Raw genomic sequence first — 26,107 nt, 5'->3', positions numbered from 1 at the left:
CTCCTCATGGAGCTCCTGGGCACGCTGTTCGTCTCGCTCGCCATCCTGGTGATGATCCTGTTGCTGGCGACGGCGGCCCAACGCCTGCTCGGGGTCAGGTTCGGCGCGTTACGCACCTTCCTGGCCGCGATGGTGGCCTGGGGCCTGGCCCAGCCGATGCTGACGCCGGTGATCGCCTCGTTCGGGCCGGTCGACCCGCAGACCACGCCCGACGCGGGCGCGCTCGGGATGCTGCTCCTGGTCGCCATGTGCATGGTGCTCATCCCGATGGTGATCCTGGTGCTCGCCGAGGCGCTGGTGCCGCCCGGCTCGGTGCCGGGGCCGCTGGAGGTGCTGCGCTCGCTGCGCGGACGGATTCGCCGGGCCAGGCGCTACTCGCAGATCACCAGGATCGCGTTCCGGCACGGCCTCGGCCCCTACCTGCGGGGCCGCGGCGACAGCCTGGACGACAGGTCGGGCAAGGTGCGCCTGGCCAGGTCGCTGCGCCAGGCGCTCGACGACGGCGGCGTCACCTTCGTCAAGCTCGGCCAGGTCCTGTCCACCCGGCGCGACCTGCTGCCGGCCGAGTTCATCGACGAGCTGGGCCGCCTTCAGGACCACGTCGCCCCCGCGCCGTGGGAGCGGATCGAGCCGGTGCTCGCCGCCGAGCTGGGCGGGCCGGTCGAGGAGGTGTTCGCCGCCTTCGACCGTACGCCGCTGGCCGCCGCCTCCATCGGCCAGGCCCACACCGCGCGCCTGCACACCGGCGAGAGCGTCGTGGTCAAGGTCCGCAGGCCGGGCATCGAGCGCGTGGTGGCCCAGGACCTCGACATCGTCCGCCGGCTGGCCGCCACGCTGGAGTCCAGGACGCGGTGGGGGCGTTCGCTGGGGTTGCGCGACCTGGCCGAGGGGTTCGCCACCGCCATCCGCGAGGAGCTGGACTTCCGCGTCGAGGCCGCCAACATGGCCGCCGTGGCCGCCTCCGGCAGCGGCGGCGTCACCTACCCCGAGCCGTTCCCCGCGCTCTGCACCGAACAGGTGCTGGTCATGCGGCGCCTGTCGGGCGGCCCGGTCACCGCCGCCGCCCCCGAGCAGGGCCCCGGGCTGGCCCGCGACCTGCTCGACTGCCTGCTCAGGCAGATCCTCGTCGAGGGCGTCTTCCACGCCGACCCCCACCCCGGCAACCTCATGCTGCTCGACGACGGCACGCTCGGCCTGCTCGACTTCGGCTCGGTCGGCCGCCTGGACGCCTCCGTCCGCTCGGCCCTGCAACGTTTCCTGCTCGCGATGAACCGGCAGGACCCGCTCGGCGTCACCGACGCGCTGCTGGAGGTGGTGCCGCGGCCGGAGGAGATCGACGAGGCCGCGCTGGAGAGGGCGCTCGGCCAGTTCATGGCCCGGCACCTCGGGCCTGGCATGGACAGCGCGCAGATGTTCACCGACCTGTTCAGGATCGTCTCGGAGTACGGGCTGTCCATCCCGCCCGAGGTGGCCGCCGTCTTCCGCGCCCTGGCCACGCTGGAGGGCACGCTCGTGCGCCTGTCGCCCGGCTTCAACCTGATCGGCGAGGCCCGCGCGTTCGCCGGCCGTTACCTGGCCGAGCGGGCCGGGCCCGAGTCGGTCAAGGAGGCCGTCGGGCAGGAGCTGGCCGCGCTGCTGCCGATGTTGCGCCGCCTGCCCCGCCGGGTCGAGCGCATCGCCAGCGCCGCCGAGCACGGCAGGTTCAGCCTGAACGTCCGGCTGCTGGCCGACGACCGCGATCGCCGCTACGTCACCGGACTGGTCCACCAGGTGCTGCTCACCGTGCTCGGCGCCACGGCCGGGCTCATGGCGGTGCTGCTGCTCGGCATCGAGGGCGGCCCCGTCGTGATCGGCACCACGAGCCTGTACCAGCTCCTCGGCTACAACCTGCTGGTGATCGCGGCGATCATGGTGCTGCGGGTGCTCGCGTTGATCTTCCGGCGCCCGCCTGACCAGGAGCGTCACCGGCGCTGAGCCGAAGACAGAGCCGCTTTTGACCTTGAGCTGGTCTTGGACATCCCAGGCATCGGGAAGTTTCCAGGTGACACCGGAACGCCTGGGGAGCATAGGTGAAAATCATCGGGATCGCCGCCAGTCTCCACGCGGGGTCATTCATCAACAGATTGCTGGACGCAGCGGGCGGCGAACTGCCGGAGGGCGTCCGGTTCGAGATCTGGACGGGGATGGGCGACGTCCCGCCGTACCAGCCGGGCAAGGTGCCGGTGGCGGCCAGGGAACTGCTCGGGCTGGTCGCCGGGGCCGACGCGGTACTGCTGACGGCCCCCGAGCACAGCCTGCTGCCGATGGAGCTGACGTACACGCTGGAGTGGTTGTCGGCCGGGGACGTGCTGTCCGGCAAGCACGTGGCGGTGATGAGCGCGAGCGCGCGGGCGTGCGGCGCGATGTGGGCGCAGGCGGAGCTCTACAAGCGGCTCCAGGGCGCGGACGCGGTCGTGATGGGCGCCGAGCTGGTCATCTCGCCGGCCTGCCCGCATTTCGACGACGACGGCCACCTCACCGACCCCGTGCTGCGCGGTCAGGTGCGCGCGGTGATTGGGCAGCTCTGCCCGGCGGGCGTCAGGGAGCCGGCGTTCTCCCTCTGAGCCCGCGCGGGGTTCAGTGCGGGTCGCGGCGCAGGCGCTTGACGTCGGAACGGAGCTTCTTGCCCGCGATGCGGCGTTCGACGGAGCCGCGGCTGGGCTTGGTCGGACGGCGGCGCTTGGGCGGCGGCGCGACGGCCTCCCTGAGGCGCTGGGCCAGCCGGTGACCGGCGGCCTCCCTGTTGCGCAGCTGGGAACGGTACTCCGAGGCCACGACGGTGATCGTGCCGGCGCCCAGGCGGTCGAGCGCGCGGGCCTTGAGCGCGGGCGGGATCGCGGTGCTCGCGGCCACGTCGAAGACCAGCTCCACGCGGCTGTCGGTGGTGTTGACACCCTGGCCGCCCGGACCTGAGGAACGGGAGAAACGCCAGACGAGCTCGGCGTCGGGGATGACGATCGAGTCGTTGACGATCAGCGGGCCGGGCATGGGTGGGGCTCCTGTTCCAGGTGGATGCGCCTTGTCGAGGTCATTGTCACCGTATATGAGCGACGTATACCGTACGCAACGGCATTTTCAATGTTTGCCCTCACTGCGAATATGGAGAGAACATTCCGCGGGAGGGGCTAATTCCATGGACCCGAAGTGGGTCGCCCAGGCGGCGCTCACCGTTGGACTCGCGGTGGTCTCCGCCGTCGCCTTCCTGCTGCTGCGGTGCCAGGGGAAGGGGCGGCCGTTCGGGCCCGCCGGGCGGCGGCTCGCGGTCGCCATCAGCCTGCTCACCGGCGGCCTGTCGGCCACTGTCGCGCTGGCCGGGCACGCGCTGCTGAACGACTCCCTCGCCACCGTCCTGGGCGCGGTCGCGCCGAGCGGCCTGTGGCTCAGCCAGATGCGGGCCAGGCAGGACGAGCGGCGCTCGCTGGCCCGGGAGGCGGCCACGTTCTGGCTGGTGTCGCTGCTGGCCCGGCTCGACCAGGCGATGGCCGAGGACGAGCGCGTCTGGTGCGAGAAGCGGGTGGACCCGTCCTGGAACGTCTACGAGCTGAGCCTGGCCGCGGCGCGCTACCACGAGCGCATGCGCGACCGCCTGTCGGCCGACGACCGGCGGCGCGAACGGGTGCACGCCCGGCTGGACGCCGTCGAGCGCAGGCTGGACGTGGCCGCCCTGATCGAGGACGGCGCCGCCCGCTCGAAGGTGGCCACCGCGCTCACCCTCTCCCGCCACACCAAGACCCCCAGGTACGAGCGCTATCTCGGCAACCTCAACCGCCTGCACGGCGTGCTGCGGCACGACGCCGAGAACGACGTGCTGCGCCTGCTGGCCGCGGCCTACCGGGCCGGCTACCGCTCCCTGCCGGGGTACGTGCCGCCGTCACGGGCCCGCGCCGGCGAGCACATCATGCGAGCACGCTGAACGGGCGCGCTGAACCGGCTCAGGTGAGTGCCGTGGGGGAGCCTTCGGCGTCGCCGAGCGTGAGCTCCAGGCGGGCGCCGAGCGCGTCGACGACCGCGCCGAGCGTGCGCAACGTGAGGTTCTCGTCGCCGGAGAGTATCTGGCTCACCCGGCCGGGCGAGACGCCCAGCGACGCGGCGAGATCGGCCCGGGTGATCTTGTGCTCCCGCATGTACCAGGTGATCTCGTCGACGACCTCCTGGGCGAGACCGCCCACCTCGTCGCGGGAGTTCCGGCGGAAGGCCATCTCGGTCTCGCTCTCGACGCTGTCCGTCCTCGTGACTCCACTTTAGCTCTACCTAAACCTTTAGGCAAGCCTAAACCCCGACCGCTCTTGACGCGCGTGGACGAGCGGCGTATGCCAATATCCGCGGAAGATCGAGCGGTCAGGGGTGGGGGAGGCGCTGTGACGGCCATCGTGGGCGTGCACGGGATCGGCAAGTACAACTATTTCCTGGAGGCCGGCGGGTCGGCCGCCGGGGCCGCCGAGGCCATGCGCCTCAAATGGGACCGCTACCTGCACGCGGCGCTCGGCGGCGGGACCGGCGCCTACTTCAGCGAGGTCGCCTACTTCTCCCACCTCCTGCGCGACCCCAAGCCGGGGGAGAGCTCCCCGCAGGCGGCCGCGCGGGTGGAGGCCGCCACGCAGCAGGTGCTCGTCGAATGGGCCAAGGACCTCGGGCTCGGCGAGCACGTCACCGGCGCGCTCAAGTCGTTCACCGGGTGGCTGCTCGGCAGGCTCGACACCAGGTCCGCGGCGTTCGCCAAGCTGTTCGCGCCCGAGGTCGCGGTCTACCTCACCGACCAGGAGAGGCGCGAGCGGTGCCGGCGGGCCGTGGCCGACGCCATCCGCAGGAACCGGCCCAGGGTGGTGATCGCCCACTCGCTCGGCAGCGTCGTGGCGTACGAGGCCCTGTGGGCCAACCCCGACCTGCCCGTGGACCTGCTCCTGACGCTCGGCAGCCCGCTCGGCATGCGCAACGTCGTCTTCGAGCGCCTGCTGCCCGCCCCCGTCAACGGCCTCGGCGAGCGCCCGAAGAACGTCGCCCGCTGGGTGAACATCGCCGACAAGGACGACATCGCCGCCATCCCGCCCGCGCTGCGCGCCAGTTTCACCGGCGTGGACGTCGAAGAGCTGGTCAACCTGGACTGGATCGACTTCCACACGGCCGAGAAGTACCTGGGTTGCCCGGCGCTCGACCCGCATCTGCGACCATTCCTTGCATGACGTGGATTGTGTTCGACTACGGCAGCGTCCTGTCCCTTCCCCAGTCCGAGTCCGACAACGAGGCCATGGCGCGGGCCGTCGGGGCCGAGCCGGAAGGTTTCGCACGCGGCTACTGGGAGCACCGCCTGGAGTTCGACCGGGCGAGCCTGAGCCCCGTCGCCTACTGGTCGGCCGTGCTGGGCCGGGCCGCCACCCCGTCCGAGGTCGCCCGCCTGGTGGCCATGGACGTCGCGAGCTGGGCCTACCCCGACGAGGGCACGGTCGCCGTCCTCGGGGAGATCCTCGACGCGGGCGGCGGCGTGGCGTTGCTGTCGAACATGCCCGTCTGCATGGCCGACGGCCTGGACGAGCTGCCCTGGATCGCCGCCATCGGCCACCGCTTCTACAGCGGCAGGATGGGCCTGGTGAAACCCGACCGGGAGATCTTCGACGAGGTCGCCCGCGAGCTGGCCGCCGACCCGTCCGAGATCGTCTTCGTCGACGACCGCGCAGAGAACGTCGAGGGCGCCGAGCGCGCGGGCATGACCGGCGTGCTGTTCACCGGCGCCGCCGCGCTCCGCAAGTCCCTGCGCGAGCTGCCCCGCTGACCGCCCGCCGGGACGACCGCCGCTGTTCACCCACGCTTGACTCGCCTGTCACGACGGGGTCAGCGCGGGCGGACATACCTGGAGCGTGGACCGCAGAACGTTCCTGACAGCGGCGGCGGCCGGCCTCCTCGCGCCCGGCGCCGTCACCCCGCCCGCCTCCGCCACGACACTCAAGTCCGACCCGTTCACCCTCGGCGTGGCCTCCGGCGACCCCTCCGCCGACGGCTTCGTCCTGTGGACCCGGCTGGCCGTCGACCCGCTGAGCGGCGACGGCCGCGGCGGCATGCCCACGCGCGACGTGGAGGTCGACTGGCAGGTCGCCACCGACGAGCGCTTCTCCTCGGTCGTGCGGTCGGGCACCGTGACCGCCCGGCCGCGCGACGCCCACAGCGTGCACGTCGAGCTGGAGGGCCTGGAGCCCGGCCGCGACTACTTCTACCGGTTCAGGAGCCAGGGCCGGCTCTCGCCCGCCGCCCGCACCAGGACGACGCCCGCCGGGGAGAGCCCGCTCACCTTCGCCGTGGCCGCCTGCGCGCACTACGAGCACGGCTACTACACCGCCTACCGCCGCCTGGCCGAGCAGGAGCCCGACCTGGTGGTCTTCCTCGGCGACTACATGTACGAGTACGGCCCCAGCGGCTACACCGCCCTGGCCGGACGGGTGCGCACGCACACGCCGGGCAAGTGCGCCACGCTCGCCGACTACCGGCTGCGGCACGCCCAGTACAAGAGCGACCACGACCTCCAGGCCGCCCACGCGGTCGCGCCCTGGCTGGTGGCCTTCGACGACCACGAGGTGGAGAACAACTGGGCCGGCCCCGTCTCCAGCACCGGCGCGCCCGGCTTCGCCCGCCGCCGCGCCGACGCCTTCCGCGCGTACTACGAGAACATGCCGCTGCGCCGGGCCAGCCTCCAGGGAGCCGTGCTGCGCATCAACCGGCGCGTCTCCTGGGGGACGCTGGCCCGCTTCCACCTGCTGGACACCCGCCAGTTCCGCGACGACCAGGCCTGCCTGGACGGGGTGCGGGCCGGTTGTGACGAACGGCTGTCCGACCGGCGCACGCTGCTCGGCTCGGCCCAGTGGCGGTGGCTGGAGGAGGGGCTGAGCGGGTCCGGAACCCGGTGGAACCTGCTGGGGCAGCAGATCCTGATGGCCCAGCGCGACTACAAGATCGGGCCCGGCCACGAGGTGAACCTCGACTCCTGGGACGGCTACGCCGCCGAGCGCACCCGCCTGCTCGGGTCGCTGTCCACCACCTCCAACCCCGTCGTGCTGACCGGGGACGCCCACATGCACCACCTGGCCGACCTCAAGGCCGACTTCGACGACCCGGACTCGCCGGTGGTGGCGAGGGAACTGGTGACGTCGTCGATCGCCAGCGACGGTGACGGCTACCGGGACCGGACGTGGATCGCCGAGGCCCTCCAGGAGAACCCGCACATCTCCTTCATCGACCAGCGGCGGGGATACCTCATGGCCCGGCTGACCCGGGACGAGCTGTCGGTGGACTTCCGCACGCTCGACCACATCTCCCGCCGCGGCGCGCAGGCCCGCACCGCGCACCGGCTCACCGTCCCGGCCGAACCGGCCCGCTCGGCGGCGGGGCGGGCCGCCGTCCGTCCCGTGCCGCGCCACGGCTGAGGGACGGCGGGGGCTTCGTGGGGGGCGGCTGAAGGTTTGCTGGGAGCGGGCTGGGGATCGGCTGGGAACCGCCGGTGCCGGATGGTCGGACGGTCGCTCAGGCGCCCGGCCAGGTCGCGTCGGGGAACTCGCCGGTGGCGGTGCCGGACATGACGACCTGGTCGCGCTCGTCGAGACCTGAGGTGATCTCGACGTACTGGTCGCCGCGGACGCCGGTGGCGACGACCTTCGCGGCGTCCTGCCCGCCCGAGCGTACGGTGACGACCTGGGCGCCGTCGGAACGGCTGCGGACGGCGGCGGCCGGGACGTAGATCGCGTCCTTGGTCTCGGCCGTCGTCACCGAGACCGTGGCGGTCTGGCCGAGCATGAGGCCCGTGGGCGGCTCGTCGAAGGCCAGGGTGACGGAGTAGCGGACGAGCTGGTCCTCGACGGTGGCGGTCGGGGCGATGGCGGTGACCGTCCCGCTGTGATGCTCGCCGGGGCGGGTGGCCAGGGTGACGGTGGCCTTCTGGCCGAGTTTGAGGCGGTTGACGTCCGATTCGGTGACCATGGCCTGGACCTGGAGTTCGTTCAGGTTGCCGAGGCTGATGAAGGCGCCCGTGCCGGCCGTGTCGCCGACCGCGCCCGCCACCGACAGGACGGTGCCCGAGGCGGGGGCCACGATGCGGGTCGCGCGTACGGCGTCGGCGGCCTGCTCCAGGGCGGCTTCGGCGCGGTCCACGTTCGCGGCGGCCTGGTCCTCGGTGATCCCGCCCTTGGCGCCGGTGCCCGCGTTCGTGCCGGTGCCGGGGTTCGTGCCGGTGGTGGCGGTTCGGGCGGTGCTGCCCCGGGAGGTCGTGGCCCGGGAGGTCGTGCCGGGGGAGCAGGAGCCGGTGGGGCGGGGGGAGGACGTTCTGGGGGTGGCCTTCGCCGTGGGCCTGGCGCTCTGGGACGGGGTCGGGGTGGTCGTCGGCCTGGTCGTGGCGGGGGGTGCGGGGGTGGACGGCGTGCCGGGGGAGGAGGTGTGGCCGCCTCCCGGGGTGCCGTCGCCGGGCGGGGTCGCCGTCACGGTCACGGTGGCCGTCACCGTGGCCGTCACCGTGGCGGTCACCGTGGCGGTCACGGTGGCGGTCTCGGTGACCGTCGCCGTGGGATGGGGCTCGGGGGTGTTCTCGGTGGGGGTGGGCGTCGGCGTCCTGCCGGGGGTGGGGGACGTGGTGGGGGTCCTGGTGTTGGCGAGAGGCCCGCCGGGGGTGGGGGTCGCGGCGGTGTTGTGAGCAGTGGCCTCGCCGGGGCTGGTGGGGGTGGCCGGGGTGCTGGGAGGGGTGGTCGGGCCGAGGACGCCCTCGCCCTTGGGGCTTCCGCTGCTCGGGGTGGGCTTTGGGGAGGCCGACGGGGTGGGGCAGGCGGCGGAGTTCGGCGACCCGGGGGTCCCGGGGGTGCCGGTGGCGGCTGGGTTCGGTGAGCCGGGGGTGGCGGCGGTGCGGGTGGACGGGGTGGACGGGGTGGACGTGGTGCCGGTGGCGGTGGACGTGTCGAGGGCTTCCTGGGCGGCGGCCAGGTCGGCCTTGGCGGCCGCGTACGCCTCCCGCGCCGCCCGCCCGTCGATCCTGGCCAGCACCTGCCCCTTGGTCACCTTGGCCCCGACCTTGACGTACACCTTGGTCAGCGGGCCGGACGAACCGAACGCCAGGTCCCGGCGGGCCCCGTCCACGGTGTTGCCGGCGGCGCTGACCAGGGCCGTGACCTGGCCCCGCTGAGCGGCGGCGAGCCGTACCCGCACGGCGGGAGGGGCGTCGTCGCGGAGTGCCAGCGCCAGGCCCGACCCGGCGACGAGCACGGCCAGGGCGAGCCCGCCCAGCGCGAAAGTCGGTCTCATGACCGCCCATCCTGGCCGACCAGGTTCGCGGCAGCCTGCGAGCAGCCTGAGAGTTCCCTGTGTGGCCCGGCGCGGGCCCAGGTTGTCAGCGAACGTTCAGCTCCGTCACGGCTGCGGCGCAGGCTGGTGTGCAAGGGTCACCGGCTGTGAAGGTGTCGACAACGCGCAGAGCGCTGATGACCAACGGAGCACTGGGCGTGCTCCTGCTGGGCGGTGCCGCGCTCGCCTACGTCCAGCTCGGCACGGACCGTGCGGCGGGCGAGACGGTCGTGCGCACGGTGAGCGCGAGCCGCGGCTCGGTGACCGCGTCGGTGTCCGCGTCGGGCGCGGTGGCCAGTTCCAAGACCAGGGCCCTGTCGTTCGGCACGAGCGGCACGGTCGAGCGGATCTACGTCAAGGCCGGGGACAAGGTCGACAAGGGCGACATCCTGGCCAGGCTCGACGACTCCGCGGCCCAGGAGAGCCTGTCGGCGGCCAAGGCCACGTACCAGAGCGCGATCGACGAGGGCACCGGCACGGCCGCCCTGTACGCCTCCTACGTCAAGGCGCGCAACGCCTACCGCGAGGCCGAGCGCACGGTCGCGGCCACCGTCCTGCGGGCGCCGTTCAAGGGCACGGTCACGGCGGTGAACGGATCCGTCGGAGGCACCGCCTCCGGCTCGGGCGGAAGCGGAAGCGGAAGCGGGAGTGGGAGTGGAAGCGGCCAGAGCCAGTCGCAGGGCCAGTCCCAGAGCGGCGGCACGGGGACGGGCGGGTTCGTCGACCTGGCCGACACCGGACGCCTCCAGCTCGTGGGCACCTTCACCGAGTCCGACGTCGGCAAGCTCAAGCAGAGCCAGAAGGCCACCGTCACCTTCGACGCCCTGCCGGGGGTGACCGCGGACGGCAAGGTCACACAGATCCAGCCGGTCGCGACCACCAGCAACAACGTCGTCCAGTACCCGGTCACGGTCACCTTCACCAAGGTGCCGTCCCAGGTCAGGCTGGGCCAGACCGCCACCGTCGAGGTGGTCGTCGGCCAGGCGGACGACGTCGTCACCGTCCCCTCCACCGCGGTCTCCACCAGCGGCGGTCAGACCACGGTCACCCTGCTCAGGAACGGCCGCCAGGTCAGGACCGCGGTCGAGGTCGGCGTCCAGGGCACGGCGCTCACCGAGATCAGGTCGGGGGTGTCGGAGGGCGACCAGCTCGTGCCTCCGGCGACCGGCACGCAGAGCGGCACCAACCAGCGCGGCGGGTTCGGCGGCGGGTTCCCCGGCGGCGGCATGCCGGGAGGCGGGCGATGACGGCCCCGGCCACCGCGACGGCGGCCCCCGTCCTGCGGGTGAAGGACCTCGTCAAGGAGTACGGCGAGGGCGACGCCAAGGTGCGCGCCCTGCGCGGCATCAGCCTGGACGTCGAGCGCGGCGACTACCTCGCCATCATGGGCGCCTCCGGCTCCGGCAAGTCCACCCTGATGAACATCCTCGGCTGCCTCGACGTGCCCACCTCGGGCACGTACCAGATCGACGGCTCGGATGTGGGGCGGCTGGCCGAGCGCCAGCTCGCGATCCTGCGCAACCGCAGGGTGGGGTTCGTCTTCCAGTCCTTCAACCTGATCCCGCGCATGAGCGCGCTGGCCAACGTCGAGCTGCCGCTCGTGTACGGCGGCGTCGCCCCGGCCGAGCGGCGCTCCCGTGCCCTGGCCGCGCTGGAGCAGGTCGGGCTGACCGACCGGGTGCGGCACGAGCCGAACCAGCTCTCCGGCGGCCAGCAGCAGCGCGTGGCCGTGGCCAGGGCGCTGGTCACCGCGCCCGCGCTGCTGCTCGCCGACGAGCCCACCGGCAACCTGGACACCGCCTCCACCCGCGACGTGCTGCAGATCCTCGACCGGCTCAGCCAGTCGGGACGCACGATCGTGCTCATCACCCACGAGGACGACGTGGCCGCGCACGCCAAACGGGTGATCCGGCTGGTGGACGGCGAGATCGTGGAGGACCGCCGCCAGGCGCCGGTCGACGGACAGCCCCCGAGGACGGCGGCCAGTGAACCAGCTTGAGATCCTCCGCTTCGCGCTGCGCGGCCTGCTGGCCAACAAGATGCGCAGCGCCCTGACCACGCTGGGCATCCTCATCGGCGTCGCCGCGGTCATCCTGCTGGTGGCGGTCGGCGAGGGCTCCTCGCAGAGCATCCAGAAGAACATCCAGCGCCTCGGCGCCAACACGCTGACGATCTCCCCGTCCTTCTCCGGCGGAGGCGGCGGAGGGGGCTTCGGCGGGCGCGGGCCGGGCGGTGGCGGTGGCAACACCGGGCCGCGCACCCAGGCCAGGCAGCTCAGCCTGGCCGACGCCAAGGCGCTGACCGACCGGACGCTCGCGCCGTCGGTCAGGTCCGTCTCGCCGGTGGTCGACGCCTCCTCCTCCACCGCCGCGTACGGCGCCGCCAGCCACACGATCGCGCAGTTCGTCGGCACCTACCCCAGCTACTTCGAGGCCATGAACAAGCCCGTGGCCAAGGGCACGTACTTCTTCAACGACGACGTGCTGGCCGCCAGGAAGGTCGTGGTGCTCGGGCAGACGGTGGTGGAGGAGCTGTTCGGCACGGTGGACCCGATCGGCCGGCAGGTCAGCGTGTCCGGGGTGCCGTTCACGGTGGTGGGGGTGCTCAAGGAGAGCGGCTCCACCGGCATGCAGGACGCCGACGACGTGGCCGTCGCGCCGCTGCCGGCCGTGCAGCAGAGCCTGAGCGGGTTCGGCTCGCTCGGCTCGATCGTCGTGCAGGCCACCGGCGCGGAGGCCACCACGGCGGCGCAGTCGGAGGTGACCGCCATCCTCAACCAGCGGCACGGCATCACCGACGGCAACGCCGACTACCGCGTACTCAACCAGGCCACGCTGCAGGAGACGGTGAGCGAGGCGACCGGCACGTTCACCGTGCTGCTCGGGGCCGTGGCGGCTATCTCGCTGCTGGTGGGCGGCATCGGCATCACCAACATCATGCTGGTCACCGTGACCGAGCGGACCCGCGAGATCGGCATCCGCAAGGCGATCGGCGCGCCGCGCGGCGCGATCCTCGGCCAGTTCCTGATGGAGGCCACGCTGCTCAGCCTGGTCGGCGGGCTGCTGGGGGTGCTGGTGGCCTTCCTCGGCACCAGGTTCACCGTGGCCGGCATCGAACCGGTCCTCGTGCCCTCGTCCGTCGCGCTGGCGCTGGGCGTGTCGGTGGGGATCGGGCTGTTCTTCGGCAGTTATCCCGCCAACAGGGCGGCCAAGCTCCGGCCGATCCAGGCCCTGCGGCATGAGTAAGGAGAATGACATGGACAGGCTCGACTCCTCGCCCTTCCCCGACGACCTGGGGGAGGAGCTCGCCGTCCAGCCGCGCAAGGGCGTCTCGAAGCTGACGCTCGGGCTGGCCGCCGGGGTCCTGCTGGTGGCGGGCGTCCTCATCGGGATCCAGGCGGGCAAGCTGTTCGGCACGTCCACCGGGACGCCGGCCGCCGCGCAGCTCCAACGTCAGAACGGCCAGTTCCCCGGCGGCGGCTACGGCCAGCGCGGCTACGGCGGCCAGCCCGGCGGAGGACAGCCGGGCGGCGGCCAGAACGGCGGCTTCGGGCAGCGCATGGGCGGCGGCACGATCGGCACCGTCGAGAAGGTCGACGGCGACAAGCTCTACGTCAAGACCATGGACGGCTCCACGGTGACGGTCACCACCAGCGACCAGACCACGGTCCAGATCTCCAAGCCCGGCAAGGTCGCCGACCTGGCCGCCGGCACCACGATCGTGGTGCGCGGCCAGCAGTCCGGCGACGGCTCGGTCACCGCGACCACGATCACGCAGGGCACGCAGGGAGGGGGCCCGCGATGAGCGGACCCGAGGCCAGGCTGCTGGTGGTCGACGACGAACCCAACATCAGGGAGCTGTTCTCGGCCAGCCTGCGCATGGCCGGGTTCGAGGTGCTGACCGCCGCCGACGGGCGGGAGGCGCTGCGGGTGGCCGAGGAGAGCACGCCCGATCTGGTGATGCTCGACGTGATGCTGCCCGACATCGACGGCCTGGCGGTCGCGGGAAGGCTGCGGTCCCGCGGCCGCCGGGTCCCGGTGCTGTTCGTCACCGCCAAGGACACGCCGGAGGACCGGATCGCGGGCCTCGGCCTCGGCGAGGACTACGTGACCAAGCCGTTCAGCCTGGAGGAGGTCATCGCCCGGATCCGGGCCGTGCTGCGCAGGACCCGCAGGGGCGCGCCGCCGCCCAACCGGCTGAGCGTCGCCGACCTGGAGCTGGACGAGGAGAGCCACGAGGTCTGGCGCGACGGCGTCCCGGTGCGGCTGTCGCCGACGGAGTTCCGGCTGCTGCGGTACTTCATGCTGAACGTGGGCCGGGTGCTGTCCAAGACGCAGATCCTCGACCACGTCTGGAACGGCGACTGGCGCACCGACGTGGGCCTGGTCGAGTCGTACGTGTCCTACCTGCGCCGCAAGATCGACAACGGCGACCGCAAGTACCTGCACACGCTGCGCGGGGTCGGCTACATCCTGCGTCCGCCCCGCATATGAGGAAGCACCTCGCCCGCGCCCCGCTCTGGCTGCGCCTGGTCTCGGCCACGCTGCTGCTGGTCACCCTCGCCATCACGCTGACCGGCCTGTTCGCCGTGCGACTGCTGCGCGGGTACCTGGTCGAGCGGGTGGACCGGCAACTGGTGGCGGCCGGCGCGCCGCGCGACATGCCGCCGCCGCCCGAGGCCTGGCCGGTCGGACGGCAGCCGCAGCGCTTCTTCGGGCTGTTCCACTCGGTGCTGGTGGACGCGGGCGGCGCCACCGTACGGGTGATGAGCGAGTCCACCGAGGAGCACACGCCCAGGCTGCCCCGGCTGACCGGCGCGGACGTCGCCGCGCGCGGCGGGCGGCCGTTCACCGTCGAGTCGACGGCGCCCGGCGGACCGGACTGGCGGGTGGTCGCCGTGCCCGGCCGCGACGGCGGCAGCCGGATCATCGCCATCAGCCTCGGCGACGTCGAGGGCACGGTACGCCGGCTCGCCCTCATCGTGGCCTTCGCCGGCGGCGGCACGCTGGTCGTGCTCGGCGTCGCCTGCTACTGGCTGGTCCGGCGGAGCCTGCGCCCGCTGCGCGAGATCGGCAGCACCGCCAGGGACATCGCGGGCGGCGACCTGTCGCGCCGGGTGCCGATGTGGGCGAGCACCACCGAGGTCGGCAAGCTCGGCCGTTCGCTCAACGGCATGCTGGCCCAGATCGAGGCGGCGGTGCGCGAGCGGGAGGCGGCGGCGGAGTCGGCGCGCGAGTCGGCCACGGCGGCGCGGCGTTCGGAGGAGGTCATGCGCCGGTTCATGGCCGACGCCTCGCACGAGCTGCGCACGCCGCTGACCTCGATCAGGGGGTTCGCCGAGCTGTTCCGGCTGGGCCAGGAGAAGGACCTGGCCGAGGCCGTGCGGCTGCTGAGCAGGATCGAGGGACAGGCCGCGCGCATGGGGCTGCTGGTGGAGGACATGCTGCTGCTGGCCAGGCTGGACCAGCGGCGGGAGCTGGCCCGGCGGCCGGTGGACCTGCTCAGCCTGGCCGCGACCGCGGTGATCGACGCCCAGACGCTCGCCCCGGACCGGCGGATCGAGCTGGTCCGCCTGGACGGCGGCGAGGGCGAGGTGCTGGTGACCGGCGACGAGTCGCGGCTCGGCCAGGTGCTCGGGAACCTGGTGAGCAACGCGTTGCAGCACACGCCGCCGAGGACGCCGTTCGAGGTGCGCGTCGGCGTGGACGGCGAGCGGGCCGTGGTGGAGGTGGCCGACGAGGGGCCGGGGTTCCCGCCGGAGGTGGCCGAGCGGGTGTTCGAGCGGTTCTACCGGGCCGACCCGGCGCGCGGGGTGGGCGGGGCCGGGCTGGGGCTGTCGATCGCGGCGACGCTGGTGGAGGCGCATGGCGGCGTCGTCATGGCGGAGGGGGAGCCGGGCAAGGGCGCCCTGTTCCGCGTGCTCCTGCCGTCCGAGCCGCCGCCGGGGCGGGCCGCCGCGGGGTCCGGGGGTCAGCCGAAGGTGTAGCCGTACAGGCCGGCGCCCTGGGAGACCTGGCGCAGCGGGCCCAGGCGCAGGCCGGGCTCGCGGACGCCGGGGGCGTACATGACCAGGCCCTGGTCGGGGGCGGCGATCAGCAGCCCGTCCAGGGGGCGTCCGGCGGCCAGCGCGCGGAAGCGGCCGCCGCGCCCGCCGGGGAGCGTGGCCAGCGAGGCGCCGAAGTCGCGGCCCCTGCCCTTGATCAGCAGGTTCCCCACCCGGGTCAGGCCGCCCGACGCGCGCCCCTGGAGCACCTGGACGGCGTGCTCGCCCGGCACGCCGACGGCCAGCTCGTCCCTGCCGTCGCCGGTGAAGTCCCCGGCGGCCAACGCCGCGCCGAACCGGTCGTAGTAGCGCGGCTCGCCCTTCAGCGAGCGTTGCGACCACGCCTCGCTCCCGTGGGTGCGCAGGCCGGCGCGCGAGCCGTACAGGACGTCCACGGTGCCGTCGCCGTAGTCCATGGCCCGCTGGTTCGCGCTGAGGCCCTCGCCGGGGACGCCGATCGCCAGGTCGTCGCGGCCGTCGCCGTCGAAGTCGCCGGTGGCCAGGGCCGCGCCGAAGGCGTCCCACTTCTCCGCGGCGCCGGCGATGCCGGGCGAGCTCTGCGTGAGCAGCCGGGCCCGGCGGGCGCGCGGGTCGAGCACGGTCACCGAGCCCTGGCCGTCCAGGCGCACGCTGTCGGCGGGCGCGCCGACGGCCAGCTCGTCACGGCCGTCGCCGTCGAAGTCGCCGGCCGCCAGCGCCGCCCCCCACTGGTCGGTGACGTTCGCCGTCTGCCGCACCCACGACGTCTTCTGGGTGACCCGGTACGTCGCGCGCCCCTTCGTCCAGTAGACGGTGACCGAGCCGCCCGAGGAGTGGCTGGGGGAGCCCACGGCCAGCTCGTCGCGGCCGTCGCCGTCGAAGTCGCCGGCCGCCAGCGCCGCGCCGAACCGGTCGCTGCCCCGCCCGGCCGGCGCCAGCTCCTCCCCGGCGACCAGGCCGCCGGGGGAGCCGTCGAAGATCTGCACGACGCCGTTGCCGTCCGCGCCGGGCACCCGTGCCCCGTCGAACTCCTCCGACACCCCGACCGCCAGGTCGGCGCAGCGGTCGCCGTTGAAGTCGCCGACGGCCAGCGCCGAGCCGAAGGCGTCCCCGGGTTCCGCGCCGGGCTGGGTGAGCTTGACGGTCCGGCCCGAGCCGTACATGACGGTGACCGATCCGGCCCTGGAGTCGTCGTAGGGGGCGGCGACGGCGATGTCGGCGCGGCCGTCGCCGTCGAAGTCGAGGGGGTGCCCGCCGCACGCGCGGGCGGCGGCGGGGCCGGTGCCGGAGACGAGGGGGACGACCAGGCAGGCGGCGAGCAACGCGTTCATACGGACAGTCATCTCCGTTGTGGTCGAACCCGGACTTAACGCCACGAGAACGGGCCAGGAGGGCACGATGCACATCCGCTTCGGAAGGGACTTTCGGCCCGTCCGGCCGGGGGTGGGAGCGTGCCAGGATAGACGGGTGGACATCGACCTCGCTGATCTGGACTTCTGGCGCAAACCGCTTAAAGAGCGGAATGAGGCATTCGCCCGGCTCCGGCAACTGGAGCACCCGGTGTTCTTTCCGGAGAAGAAGGTGCCCCTCCTCCGCTCCGGCAAGGGCTTCTACGCCCTCGTCCGGCACGCCGACGTGGTCGAGGCCAGCCGCAACGCCAAGATCTTCTCCAGCGAGCCCGCGGTGACCAACCCCGAGCCGCCCGGCTGGGTCAAGCAGGTGTTCGGCGAGTCCATGGTCAACATGGACGACCCCCGCCATGCCCGCCTGCGCCGCATCGTGACGCGCTCGTTCAGCCCGAAGATGCTGGCCGGGCTCCAGAGCGACATCGAGGCCGCCTGCGCCCGCATCGTCGACGACGTCGTCGCCGACGGCCCGCGTGACTTCGTCACGCAGGTGGCCGCCAAGCTCCCCATCCACGTCATCTGCGACATGCTCGACATCCCGCAGGAGCTGCGCGCCAAGGTCCACCAGCACGTCGACGTCTCCACCGCCTACACCGGCGTGCGTCCCAGCCTGGCCCGCAGCGTCCAGATGGCCGGCCAGAACATGCTGGCCCTGCTGGCCCTGCAGCGCATGGTCATCAAGCTCGGCCACGAGCGCGTCGCCGAGCCCAAGGGCGACCTGGTCTCGCTGCTGGTCAACGCCAACCCCGACGGCGAGAAGCTGACCGACAAGGAGCTCGGCTCGTTCTTCTCGCTGCTGCTGGTGGCGGGCAACGAGACCGCCCGCAACACGATGGCCCACGGCATCCGGCTGCTGACCGAGAACCCGGCCCAGCGCGAGCTGCTGACCTCCGACTTCGACGCCCACATCAACGGCGCCATCGAGGAGATGGTCCGCTACGTCTCGCCCATCATGCAGTTCCGCCGCACGGTCACCGAGGACTACACGCTGCGCGGGCTGGAGCTGAAGCAGGGCGACAAGGTCGTGCTGTTCTACGGCTCGGCCAACCGCGACGAGTCGGTCTTCCCCGACCCCGACACCTTCGACATCACCCGCGACACCAAGCCCCACGTCGGGTTCGGCGGGCCGGGCCCGCACTTCTGCCTCGGCGCCAACCTGGCCAGGCAGGAGATGCGCACGATGTTCAGGGAGCTGCTGACCAGGCTGCCCGGCATCCGCTCGGTCGGCGAGCCCGACCTGCTGCTGTCGAACTTCGACAACAGCGTGCGCGGTCAGGCGTTCACGTACTGACGGCCTCGGGCTCTCCGGCCAGCACGTTCGTCCTGATGGTGAAGAAGGTGATGGCCGCGGCGACCGCCATCATGCCGCCACTGATCAGCATGGCCGTCCGGAACCCGGCGTTGAACACCGGCGGGTTCTGGAACGCGTCGCCCACCAGGCCGACCAGCGGCGGCACGGCGGCCACCGCCAGCAGGCTCCCGGTGCGGGCCACCGCGTTGTTGACGCCGCTGGCCGTGCCGGCGTAGCGCTCGTCGGCCGTGGCCAGCACCGTCGCCGTCAGCGGCGCGACCGCCGCCGACAGGCCGAGCCCGAAGACGGTCACCGCGGGCAGCACCAGCAGCGGGTAGGAGGCGTGCGGGCCGATCATGCTCATCAGCATGAACCCGGCCCCCGCCAGCAGGATGCCGATCGTCATCGGCCAGCGCGGCCCGAACCGCCGGGCCGTCTCCCCGGCCCGCGACGACAGCAGCATCATGAGGATCGTGGTCGGCAACATCGCCAGCCCCGCCGCGATCGGCGAGAACCCGGACACCACCTGGAGCTGGATCACCAGCAGGAAGAACACCACGCCCATGGCGGCATACATGATCAGCGTGACGACGTTGACCGCCGTGAAGACGTGGTTCCTGAAGATGGCGACCGGCACCAGCGCCTGGGGCGACCGGCGCCGCTCGGTCACCACGAACGCCGCCCCGAGCAGCACCCCCGCGATCAGCGGCACCGGCGCGCCCTTCTCGATCAGCCCGTACGTGATCCCGGCCAGCGCCAGCGCCGCCAGCAGCGACCCCAGGACGTCGAAGCGCCCGGCCGCCTCCTCGTCGCGGCTCTCCGGCACGTGGCGCAGCGTCACCAGCACCACGACCAGCGCGAACGGCAGGTTGATCAGGAACGCCCACCGCCAGCCCGCCGTCTGCACCAGCCAGCCGCCGAGCAGCGGCCCGATCGCGCTGGCCACGCCGCCCAGCCCGGACCAGACGCCGACGGCCCGCGGCCGGTCCTGCTTGACGAACGACGCCTGGATGATGGCCAGCGACCCCGGGGTGAGCAGCGCGCCGCCGACGCCCTGCAACGCCCGGGCCCCCACCAGGAACTCGATGTTCGGCGACAGGCCGCACAACGCCGAGGCCACGGCGAACCACACCGTGCCGATGAGGAAGATCTTGCGCCGCCCGTAGCGGTCACCCAGCGAGCCGCCCAGCAGGATCAGGCCCGCCAGGGTGAGGGTGTAGGCGTTGACGGTCCATTGCAGGCCGTCCATGGCCGCGTGCAGCTCCTTGCCGAGGAACGGCAGCGCGACGTTGACGACGGTGCTGTCGAGCAGGGCCAGCCCGGAGCCGAGCACGGTCGCGCCGAGGATCCACCGCCCCCGCGCCGACCTGACCTGGACGTGCCCGTTCTGTCCCATCTGACAATCTTGTCACCGGCTCCGGCGGCCCGCGACGGCCACCCCGGTGTCGCGGTCCTACGGGCGCGCCCCGAGGGCCCGGAGCACGAAGCCCGCCACCGCGTGCTCGGCCGTCTCGACCGTGACCTCGCCGCTGATCAGCGGCACCCGCTCGGCCCCGATGACGGCCAGCACCATGCGTGCCGTCGCCCCCACCTCCGGCACCTGGAAGTCGCCGGACCGCACGCCGTCGTCGAGGATCTCCACCAGCACCCGCTGCATGGGCGCGACGTGCTCGGCGAGCTGCTGGTAGGCGTCGGGCCCGAGCGCCGCGCCGAGGTCGGCCGCGCCCGGGTGGGGGTGGGCGAGCAGCCCCGCGAGCTGGAGCCGGACGAAGGCCCGCAACCGGTCGGCGGGCGAGGCCTCCTCGGGCAGCTCCCGCTCGTAGCTCTCGATGAAGTAGCTGGTCACGCGCTCGGTGAAGGCCAGCAGCAGGGCGGCCTTGTCGGGGAAGTAGTTGTACAGGACCGTGCGGGTGATGCCGGCCTCGTGGGCCACGTCCGTCAGGGAGATGGCGTCGATGCCCTGGGCCCTGGACAGGCGTGAGACGGCCTGCAGGATGCGGTCGCGCGTCTGGGCGCGATGCTCGCCGATCGTGGCGGCCGAGATGCGGGGCATAGGCCCATGGTAGGCCGGATCGCCCCCGGCGCACCCGGGACGGCCCCTGGGGGCCGGGTCAGCCCCCTTCTCGGGACCGGCTCAGGGTTTGCGGCGGTCCGGTGCCGGGTCGCCGGTGACGGCGCGCCGGGCCAGGTCCCACAGGCGTTCCAGGGTGGCCAGGACGGGCGGCGACTCCGGGCCGAGCAGCCTCGCCCAGGCGCCCGCCCCGTTGGGCAGCGTGCTGGCCCCGCCCGCCGGCCCGCCGGCCGTCGCCGTCTCGTGCAGCGCCCCGGCCAGCTGGTCCGCGGGCACGGCGGAGGTGATCACGTACAGGGTGGACAGGACGCCGTGGTCGCCGAACATCGCCGGGCCGGTGACCGGCGCGCGGCCGGGCACGAGCCTGATCGGGTCGGCGAACAGCAGCCGCCCGTCGGCGTCGTGGACGTCCAGGTCGTTGCAGTACGCGGTGTAGGCGTGCCGCTCGCCTCGGGCCAGCCGCCCGGCCAGCACGGTCTCGCCGAGGATCACCGTGGCGCCGGGCCCGGCGTTCACCAGGGTGCGCTGGTAGAAGCGGGACCCGGCGAAGGGGATCACCGGGTCCGGCAGGTACTCCAGGTAGCCGTCCGGCCCCACGGTGAGCGTGAGGAGCTGGGTGGCGTAGTCCTGCTCCATCCGGTAGATCTTGGTGGCCGCCTGCGTGGTGACGTGCACGGACGCGCCCGCGCCGCAGGTCACGTCGATTCGGTGGCGGTCCCCCTGGAGCATGCCGCCGCCGGTGGACATCACCATCAGGTACGGCAGGTCCGGCCGGGCCGGGTCGTAGTAGTGCGGCCGCATGATCTGCAGCGGCGCCTTCTGGTAGTGGCCGGTCAGCTCGGTACGCCCGCCGCGCCGCTCGAACGCCAGGTCCAGCACGCCGACCTTGCCGGGGCTGCCGACCGGCAGGGTGTCGGGCACGTCGGCGTACCGGGCCACGTCCGCCGGGACCGAGTCGATCGTGTAGTGGCCGGCGGCCAGCCGGTCTACCGGGCCGGCGAGCATGCCGTCGCGCCGCTGAGGACGAAGTCGGCCACCTCGGCCACGCCGGTGCCGCGCAGGGCGTCGGTGAGCACGACCGGCCGCCCGTCGCGGACCCGGTCGGCGTCGCGGGACATCACCTCCAGGTCGGCCCGCACGTACGGCGCGATGTCGATCTTGTTGATGACCAGCAGGTCCGAGTCGGTGATGCCGGGCCCCCGCTTGCGCGGCATCTTGTCCCCCTCGCCGGTGTCCAGGACGAAGACGTAGACGTCGGCCAGGACGGGACTGAAGGTGAGGGTCAGGTTGTCGCCGCCGCTCTCGAACAGCAGCGTGTCGATGTCGGGGAAGCGCTCCAGCAGCTCGGCCCCGGCGGCCAGGTTCATCGTCGGGTCGTCGCGCACGGCGGTGTGCGGGCAGGAGCCGGTCTCGACGCCCACCACCCGCGCGGGGTCCAGCACGCCGTCGAGGGTGCGCCGGACGTGCTGGGCGTCCTCCTGGGTGTAGATGTCGTTGGTGACGACGGCCACGTTGCGTCCCCGTTCGAGCAGGACGGGCACCAGCGCCTCGATGAGGGCGGTCTTGCCGGAGCCGACCGGCCCGCCGATCCCGATCTTGAAGACGTGGTCCATGGCGGTGCCCGAGGGCACCTCGACGGCGGGGTGCGGGTGGTGGTGATGCATGTGCGCGGCCTCTTTCTCAGGTGGCTGTCATCAGTGGCGCTCCGGCGGCTCTCCGCCGGTTCTGGGCGTGGGGCTCTCGGCCGGGCCTGTCAGGTGGCGAAGAGGCGGGCCTCGGCGCGTTCGTGGGCGGCGCTCATCGTGTCCGCGAGTGGGGTGGCGGCGTGCAGGTCGAGCGGGCCGCGGGCGGCCAGGGCGTGCGCGGCGGCCCGCCCGATCGCGCCGGCCGCGCCGTACAGGACGGCCTGGGCCTGCCGGAAGTCCAGCCGGCGCAGCCGTACGGCGGCGCCGACCCAGCTCGCGGCGAAGGCGTACAGGTCGCCGGTCACCGCGTCGGCCTCCCGGACGCCGAGCCCGGCGTAGGCCGTGCCCAGCACCACGGCGTGGTTGCCCGGCGTGACCCTGCCGTCGACCAGCCCCGACAGGCGGGCCAGCTCCGGCGTCGCAAAGACCAGCGCCGCCGTGCGCAGGACCTGGTTGCCGGTCCTGGTGGCGGCGGCCCGGATCTCCCGGCCGAGCTTGACGGCGTGCAGCCGCCGGTCGACCTCGACCACCGCGTCCCAGTCGCCCGCCGTCACCGCCCGGTGGGTGAGAACCAGGGCCGTGGCGTCGCCCGGCCCCGCCGCGTGCAGCAGCAGGTCCTCCAGCAGGGCGGCGACGTCCACCGGCCCGGCCTGCGCGTACGCCTCCAGCCCGTGCGAGAGCGTGTACAGGCCGCCGGGGAAGGCCGAGTCGGTGAGCTGGAGCTGGGCGAGCAGGCTCATGCCAGGAAGAACAGATGGTTCAGCGGCAGCTCCTGCGCCGGCGCGATCGTCGCGTGCTCGCCGTCCACGGTGACCTTGAACGTCTCCGGGTCCACGGTGATCTTCGGCAGCGCGTTGTTGCGGATCATGTGCCGTTTGTCCACCGTCCGCGTGTGGCGCACCTTGGCGATCAGCCGTTGCAGGCCGAGCCGCTCGGGCACCCCGGCGGCGATGGCGGCGTCCGGCAGGAACGTCACGTTGCTCTTGCGCTGCGCCATCCCCATCGCGCCGTACATCGGCCGGTAGTAGACGGGCTGCGGCGTGGGCAGCGAGGCGTTCGGGTCGCCCATCTGCGCCCAGTTGATCAGGCCGCCCTTGACCACCAGCGCGGGCTTGGCCCCGAACGACGTGAACGGCCACAGCACGATGTCGGCCAGCTTGCCGTCCTCCAGCGAGCCGACGGTCTCGGCGATGCCGGTCGTACGGGCCGGGTTGATGGTCAGCTTGGCCAGGTAGCGCAGCACCCGGGCGTTGTCGTTGCGCTCGGAGTCCTCCGGCAGCCGGCCGCGCTGGTCCTTGCAGTGGTGGGCCGTCTGGAAGGCGCGGGTGAAGGTCTCCCCGACCCGGCCCATCGCCTGGGAGTCGGAGGAGAACATGCTGATCACGCCCATGTCCTGCAACACGGTCTCGGCGGCGATGGTCTCCACCCGCACCCGGCTGTCGGCGAAGGAGACGTCCTCGGGGATGTCGTGGTTGAGGTGGTGGCAGACCATCACCATGTCCAGCAGCTCGTCCGCCGAGTTGATCGTGTACGGCAGCGTCGGGTTCGTCGAGGACGGCAGCGCGTTCGGCTCGCCGGCGATGCGGATCATGTCCGGCGCGTGCCCGCCGCCCGCGCCCTCGGTGTGGAAGGTGTGGATCGCGCGGCCGTTGATGGCGCTGATCGTGTCCTCCAGGTAGCCGGCCTCGTTGAGGCTGTCGGCGTGCAGCGCCACCTGGACGTCGTACTCGTCGGCCATCCGCAGCGCGCAGTCCACCACCGCCGGGGTGGAGCCCCAGTCCTCGTGCACCTTCAGCGCGCACGCCCCGGCCTCGATCTGCTCGGCGAGCGCGGCGGGCAGGCTGCCGTTGCCCTTGGCCATGATGCCGATGTTGACCGGCAGCGCCTCGACGGCCTGCAACATGCGGCCGATGTTCCACGGGCCGGGCGTGCAGGTGGTGCCGCGGGTGCCGTCGGTGGGGCCGGTGCCGCCGCCGATCAGCGTCGTGATGCCGTTGGTGAGCGCGGTCTGGGCCTGCTGCGGCGCGATCAGGTGCACGTGCGGGTCGATGGCCCCCGGAGTGGCGATCATGTTCTCGCCCGCCAGCACCTCGGTCCCGGCGCCGATGACCAGCCGGCGGTCCACGCCGTTCTGGGTGTGCGGGTTGCCCGCCTTGCCGATCCCGACGATCCGGCCGTCCTTGATGCCGATGTCGCCCTTGACGACGCCGAGCACCGGGTCCAGGACGACCGCGTTGGTGATCACCAGGTCGAGCGCGATCGTGGCGTTCTGGGAGCCGGGGTCGGACGCCATGCCGTCGCGGGCGGTCTTGCCGCCGCCGTAGACGGCCTCGTCGCCGTAGTAGCCGGCCGTGTGGTCCTTCTCGATCTCGATCACCAGGTTGGTGTCGGCCAGCCGGACCCGGTCGCCCACGGTGGGGCCGAACATGGAGACGTACTGCTTGCGGTTCATGGTGCTCATCGGCTCAGGCCTTCTTCTTCCCGGCGGCCGGCTTCTTGGCGGCGGCCTTCTTGGCGGGCGCCTTCCGCGCCGGCTTCTCCTCGCCCGCCGCCTTCCGCGCCGGCTTCCCCTCGCCCGCCGCGCGGACGGTGGCCCCGGGCTCCGGCCGGTCGGCATACCCCAGCTCGGCCAGGCGGCGCAGGGCGTGCGTGCGGCTGTCCCTGGCCCGCAGTCCGCCGTCCACCAGGCCCGCGAAGCCGACGACGCGCATGCCGCCGGCGAACTCGACCAGCGTGACCTGGTGGGTGTCACCCGGCTCGATGCGGACGGCGGTCCCGGCCGGGATGTCGAGATGCATGCCGTACGCCTTCTCGCGGTCGAAGCTGAGCGCCCGGTTGGCCTCGAAGAAGTGGAAGTGCGAGCCGACCTGGATGGCCCGGTCGCCGGTGTTGCGCACGGTCAGGGTGACCGAGGCGCGACCGGCGTTGATCTCGATCGGGTCGTCCCCGTACATGATCCGGTCCGTGTCCGTCATGGCGAACCGCTCCTTTCTGGTCGCGGCGGGTGTCAGCCGCCGATGGGGTCGTGGCAGGAAACGAGCTTGGAACCGTCCTTGAACGACGCCTCGACCTGCATCAGCTTGAGCATTTCGCGCACCCCGGGCATGACGTCCCCGGCGCCGAGCACCTGCTTGCCGAGCTCCATGCACTCGGCCACGGTCCTGCCGTCCCGCGCGGCCTCCAGGACCGCGACGCTGATCAGCGCCACCGCCTCGCTGTAGTTCAGCTTCACGCCGCGGTCGCGGCGCCTGGTGGCCAGGTCGGCGACCACGTAGATCAGCAGCTTGTCGATTTCGCGCGGTGCGAGGTTCATGAGCTCTCCTTAGGTGGAAGCGCGCCGGACGCCGGAGAACGCCGGGACCGCCGCCAGGAAGATCCAGGTGACCAGGACGAACGGCCAGGTGAGGGTGTGCCCGCCGACCGGCGCGAACAGGTGGCCGACGAACGCCGTCAGCACGGTCGCCGACACCACGCCGGCCAGGGCGTACAGCAGGCCGAGCACGGTCGGCACGACGAACGCGCAGCACAGCGCGATGCCGGTGAGCACCGCGTTGTAGCCGTACAGGCCGGCGCCGATGTCGGCCGCGGGCGCGCCGAGCAGCACGGCCACCACGATCCCGACGGCGCTGGCGGCCAGCGCGGCCACCGCGACCCGCCATCCGGCGAGCGCCAGGCCGATCAGGAAGATCAGCCCGACGTACCACTTGCCCTGGAAGAACACCTGGCCGACGCCGTTGAGCAGGCCCTGCCACAGGTCCGCGAACGTCACCGTGGTCCCCGGGGACGTGGCCGACGGCGGTGCCGCGAGAGTGTGCCTGCGCCAGACCCGCTCGTAGGACGGGCCGCCGACCACCATGATCGTGGCGACCACGCAGAACGGCGCGGTGAGCCCCGGCAGGCCATGCGGCCCGAGCAGCGTCTTGAGCGCCGCAGTCAGGACGCTGCCCATGATCGCCCCGACGACGACCAGCAGCAGCGTGATCCACCGGGCCTGGAAGTACAGCACCAGCGCGACGCCGATCAGCGTGCCGTTGAAGCCTTCGAGCCCCGCGGTCACGCTCTCCCGCGCCGCGCCGAGGAACCAGGCGGTGAGCGTGCCCACGGCGGCGCCGATCAGGCCGAAGAGCGCGAACCGCCATCCGGCGGCGAGCAGCGCGACGACGAAGCAGATCGCGGTCGCCAGGTTGTTCTGCAGGTCCACCTGGCTGAAGCCGCGGAGCGTGGCGAGCGGCAGGTCGGGCATGTCGGCGCGCATGTACGCCTGCCTCCCTCGCCACTCGCCGGAAC

The 26,107-nt window shown here is 72.8% G+C and carries 25 protein-coding genes and 1 pseudogene; 13 read left to right on the top strand and 13 right to left on the bottom strand.

Annotation, left to right across the window (positions count from 1 at the left end; genetic code table 11):
• Positions 1-6 precede the first annotated feature (6 nt).
• Both ACIA8R_RS38890 and ACIA8R_RS38885 read left to right on the top strand, forming a co-directional pair.
• Complete coding sequence (locus ACIA8R_RS38890) at positions 7-1,974, top strand: AarF/UbiB family protein (protein WP_364094661.1); 1,968 nt, start codon at positions 7-9, stop codon at positions 1,972-1,974.
• A gap of 95 nt (positions 1,975-2,069) precedes the next feature.
• Positions 2,070-2,603 (top strand): NAD(P)H-dependent oxidoreductase, encoded by a 534-nt coding sequence (locus tag ACIA8R_RS38885; protein ID WP_357695718.1) that lies wholly within the window; start codon positions 2,070-2,072, stop codon positions 2,601-2,603.
• Between the two features lie 13 nt (positions 2,604-2,616).
• Here ACIA8R_RS38885 and arfB read toward each other — a convergent pair whose 3' ends face one another.
• Positions 2,617-3,027, bottom strand: coding sequence for an alternative ribosome rescue aminoacyl-tRNA hydrolase ArfB (gene arfB, locus ACIA8R_RS38880; protein ID WP_357695720.1), 411 nt, complete (start codon positions 3,025-3,027; stop codon positions 2,617-2,619).
• A gap of 145 nt (positions 3,028-3,172) precedes the next feature.
• On the opposite strand from arfB, the gene ACIA8R_RS38875 reads away from it, so the two are divergent.
• Positions 3,173-3,952 carry a hypothetical protein gene (locus tag ACIA8R_RS38875; RefSeq protein WP_397042518.1) on the top strand — a complete coding sequence of 260 codons (780 nt, stop codon included), beginning with the start codon at positions 3,173-3,175 and terminating at the stop codon, positions 3,950-3,952.
• A 19-nt stretch (positions 3,953-3,971) separates the two neighbouring features.
• Here ACIA8R_RS38875 and ACIA8R_RS38870 read toward each other — a convergent pair whose 3' ends face one another.
• The gene (locus tag ACIA8R_RS38870) at positions 3,972-4,238 is read right to left on the bottom strand and encodes a helix-turn-helix transcriptional regulator (RefSeq protein WP_357695724.1); all 267 of its coding nucleotides are present in this window, start codon (positions 4,236-4,238) and stop codon (positions 3,972-3,974) included.
• A gap of 159 nt (positions 4,239-4,397) precedes the next feature.
• Here ACIA8R_RS38870 and ACIA8R_RS38865 point away from each other — a divergent pair, with 159 nt between their 5' ends.
• The 3 genes from ACIA8R_RS38865 to ACIA8R_RS38855 all read left to right on the top strand — a co-directional run bounded on the left by ACIA8R_RS38865 (position 4,398) and on the right by ACIA8R_RS38855 (position 7,448).
• Positions 4,398-5,219, top strand: coding sequence for a hypothetical protein (locus ACIA8R_RS38865; protein ID WP_357695726.1), 822 nt, complete (start codon positions 4,398-4,400; stop codon positions 5,217-5,219).
• The gene (locus ACIA8R_RS38860) at positions 5,216-5,806 is read left to right on the top strand and encodes an HAD family phosphatase (protein ID WP_357695728.1); all 591 of its coding nucleotides are present in this window, start codon (positions 5,216-5,218) and stop codon (positions 5,804-5,806) included. Before ACIA8R_RS38865 ends, ACIA8R_RS38860 begins: the two co-directional genes overlap by 4 nt.
• Before the next feature lie 85 nt (positions 5,807-5,891).
• Positions 5,892-7,448, top strand: a complete 1,557-nt coding sequence (locus ACIA8R_RS38855; RefSeq protein WP_364094647.1) for an alkaline phosphatase D family protein — start codon at positions 5,892-5,894, stop codon at positions 7,446-7,448.
• 97 nt (positions 7,449-7,545) lie between these two features.
• Here the strand turns inward: ACIA8R_RS38855 and ACIA8R_RS38850 are convergent, their stop codons facing one another.
• Positions 7,546-9,306 carry an efflux RND transporter periplasmic adaptor subunit gene (locus ACIA8R_RS38850; protein ID WP_397042517.1) on the bottom strand — a complete coding sequence of 587 codons (1,761 nt, stop codon included), beginning with the start codon at positions 9,304-9,306 and terminating at the stop codon, positions 7,546-7,548.
• 176 nt (positions 9,307-9,482) lie between these two features.
• Here ACIA8R_RS38850 and ACIA8R_RS38845 point away from each other — a divergent pair, with 176 nt between their 5' ends.
• From ACIA8R_RS38845 to ACIA8R_RS38820, 6 genes are read left to right on the top strand one after another with little or no spacing between them, the layout of a single operon-like run.
• Complete coding sequence (locus ACIA8R_RS38845; protein WP_364094641.1) at positions 9,483-10,592, top strand: biotin/lipoyl-binding protein; 1,110 nt, start codon at positions 9,483-9,485, stop codon at positions 10,590-10,592.
• Positions 10,589-11,344 carry an ABC transporter ATP-binding protein gene (locus ACIA8R_RS38840; protein ID WP_364094638.1) on the top strand — a complete coding sequence of 252 codons (756 nt, stop codon included), beginning with the start codon at positions 10,589-10,591 and terminating at the stop codon, positions 11,342-11,344. The genes ACIA8R_RS38845 and ACIA8R_RS38840 overlap by 4 nt, the downstream gene beginning before the upstream one ends.
• Positions 11,331-12,590, top strand: a complete 1,260-nt coding sequence (locus ACIA8R_RS38835; RefSeq protein ID WP_397042516.1) for an ABC transporter permease — start codon at positions 11,331-11,333, stop codon at positions 12,588-12,590. The genes ACIA8R_RS38840 and ACIA8R_RS38835 overlap by 14 nt, the downstream gene beginning before the upstream one ends.
• Before the next feature lie 10 nt (positions 12,591-12,600).
• Positions 12,601-13,149, top strand: a complete 549-nt coding sequence (locus tag ACIA8R_RS38830) for a hypothetical protein (protein WP_357695738.1) — start codon at positions 12,601-12,603, stop codon at positions 13,147-13,149.
• Positions 13,146-13,838: a response regulator transcription factor gene (locus tag ACIA8R_RS38825; RefSeq protein ID WP_357695739.1), complete on the top strand. Its 693-nt coding sequence runs from the start codon at positions 13,146-13,148 to the stop codon at positions 13,836-13,838. Before ACIA8R_RS38830 ends, ACIA8R_RS38825 begins: the two co-directional genes overlap by 4 nt.
• Positions 13,835-15,331, top strand: coding sequence for a sensor histidine kinase (locus ACIA8R_RS38820; RefSeq protein ID WP_397042515.1), 1,497 nt, complete (start codon positions 13,835-13,837; stop codon positions 15,329-15,331). Before ACIA8R_RS38825 ends, ACIA8R_RS38820 begins: the two co-directional genes overlap by 4 nt.
• Here ACIA8R_RS38820 and ACIA8R_RS38815 read toward each other — a convergent pair.
• Positions 15,316-16,710 carry an FG-GAP and VCBS repeat-containing protein gene (locus ACIA8R_RS38815; protein WP_397042514.1) on the bottom strand — a complete coding sequence of 465 codons (1,395 nt, stop codon included), beginning with the start codon at positions 16,708-16,710 and terminating at the stop codon, positions 15,316-15,318. The two genes, ACIA8R_RS38820 and ACIA8R_RS38815, sit on opposite strands and share 16 nt — an antisense overlap.
• A 124-nt stretch (positions 16,711-16,834) precedes the next feature.
• Between ACIA8R_RS38815 and ACIA8R_RS38810 the strand changes: the two genes are divergently transcribed.
• Positions 16,835-18,064, top strand: coding sequence for a cytochrome P450 (locus ACIA8R_RS38810; RefSeq protein WP_357695745.1), 1,230 nt, complete (start codon positions 16,835-16,837; stop codon positions 18,062-18,064).
• Here ACIA8R_RS38810 and ACIA8R_RS38805 read toward each other — a convergent pair.
• The 9 genes and pseudogenes from ACIA8R_RS38805 to ACIA8R_RS38765 form a co-directional block, all read right to left on the bottom strand.
• A complete protein-coding gene (locus ACIA8R_RS38805) occupies positions 18,054-19,460 on the bottom strand; it encodes an MFS transporter (RefSeq protein WP_364094622.1) in 1,407 nt (468 codons plus the stop codon). The two genes, ACIA8R_RS38810 and ACIA8R_RS38805, sit on opposite strands and share 11 nt — an antisense overlap.
• Positions 19,461-19,517: 57 nt before the next feature.
• Positions 19,518-20,117, bottom strand: coding sequence for a TetR/AcrR family transcriptional regulator (locus ACIA8R_RS38800; RefSeq protein ID WP_397042513.1), 600 nt, complete (start codon positions 20,115-20,117; stop codon positions 19,518-19,520).
• 81 nt (positions 20,118-20,198) lie between these two features.
• Positions 20,199-21,140 (bottom strand): urease accessory protein UreD, encoded by a 942-nt coding sequence (locus tag ACIA8R_RS38795; RefSeq protein WP_364094619.1) that lies wholly within the window; start codon positions 21,138-21,140, stop codon positions 20,199-20,201.
• Entirely contained in the window at positions 21,122-21,799 is a 678-nt protein-coding gene (gene ureG, locus ACIA8R_RS38790; RefSeq protein WP_357695752.1) for an urease accessory protein UreG, read from the bottom strand. The genes ACIA8R_RS38795 and ureG overlap by 19 nt, the downstream gene beginning before the upstream one ends.
• A gap of 89 nt (positions 21,800-21,888) precedes the next feature.
• On the bottom strand, positions 21,889-22,560 hold the full coding sequence (locus ACIA8R_RS38785) for an urease accessory UreF family protein (RefSeq protein WP_364094616.1): 672 nt from the start codon (positions 22,558-22,560) through the stop codon (positions 21,889-21,891).
• Positions 22,557-24,281: an urease subunit alpha gene (ureC, locus tag ACIA8R_RS38780; RefSeq protein ID WP_357695756.1), complete on the bottom strand. Its 1,725-nt coding sequence runs from the start codon at positions 24,279-24,281 to the stop codon at positions 22,557-22,559. The genes ACIA8R_RS38785 and ureC overlap by 4 nt, the downstream gene beginning before the upstream one ends.
• Before the next feature lie 208 nt (positions 24,282-24,489).
• Positions 24,490-24,795: pseudogene (locus ACIA8R_RS38775) on the bottom strand (urease subunit beta); the annotation flags it as partial.
• 32 nt (positions 24,796-24,827) lie between these two features.
• The gene (locus ACIA8R_RS38770) at positions 24,828-25,133 is read right to left on the bottom strand and encodes an urease subunit gamma (RefSeq protein ID WP_357695758.1); all 306 of its coding nucleotides are present in this window, start codon (positions 25,131-25,133) and stop codon (positions 24,828-24,830) included.
• Between the two features lie 9 nt (positions 25,134-25,142).
• Positions 25,143-26,075, bottom strand: a complete 933-nt coding sequence (locus tag ACIA8R_RS38765; RefSeq protein ID WP_364094611.1) for an urea transporter — start codon at positions 26,073-26,075, stop codon at positions 25,143-25,145.
• Between the last annotated feature and the right edge of the window lie 32 nt (positions 26,076-26,107).

The organism is Nonomuraea sp. NPDC051191 (genome assembly GCF_044455665.1).
Classification (GTDB): domain Bacteria; phylum Actinomycetota; class Actinomycetes; order Streptosporangiales; family Streptosporangiaceae; genus Nonomuraea.
Note: the sequence above shows the minus strand (reverse complement) of the source record. Positions and strands in the feature narration are given on the sequence as shown.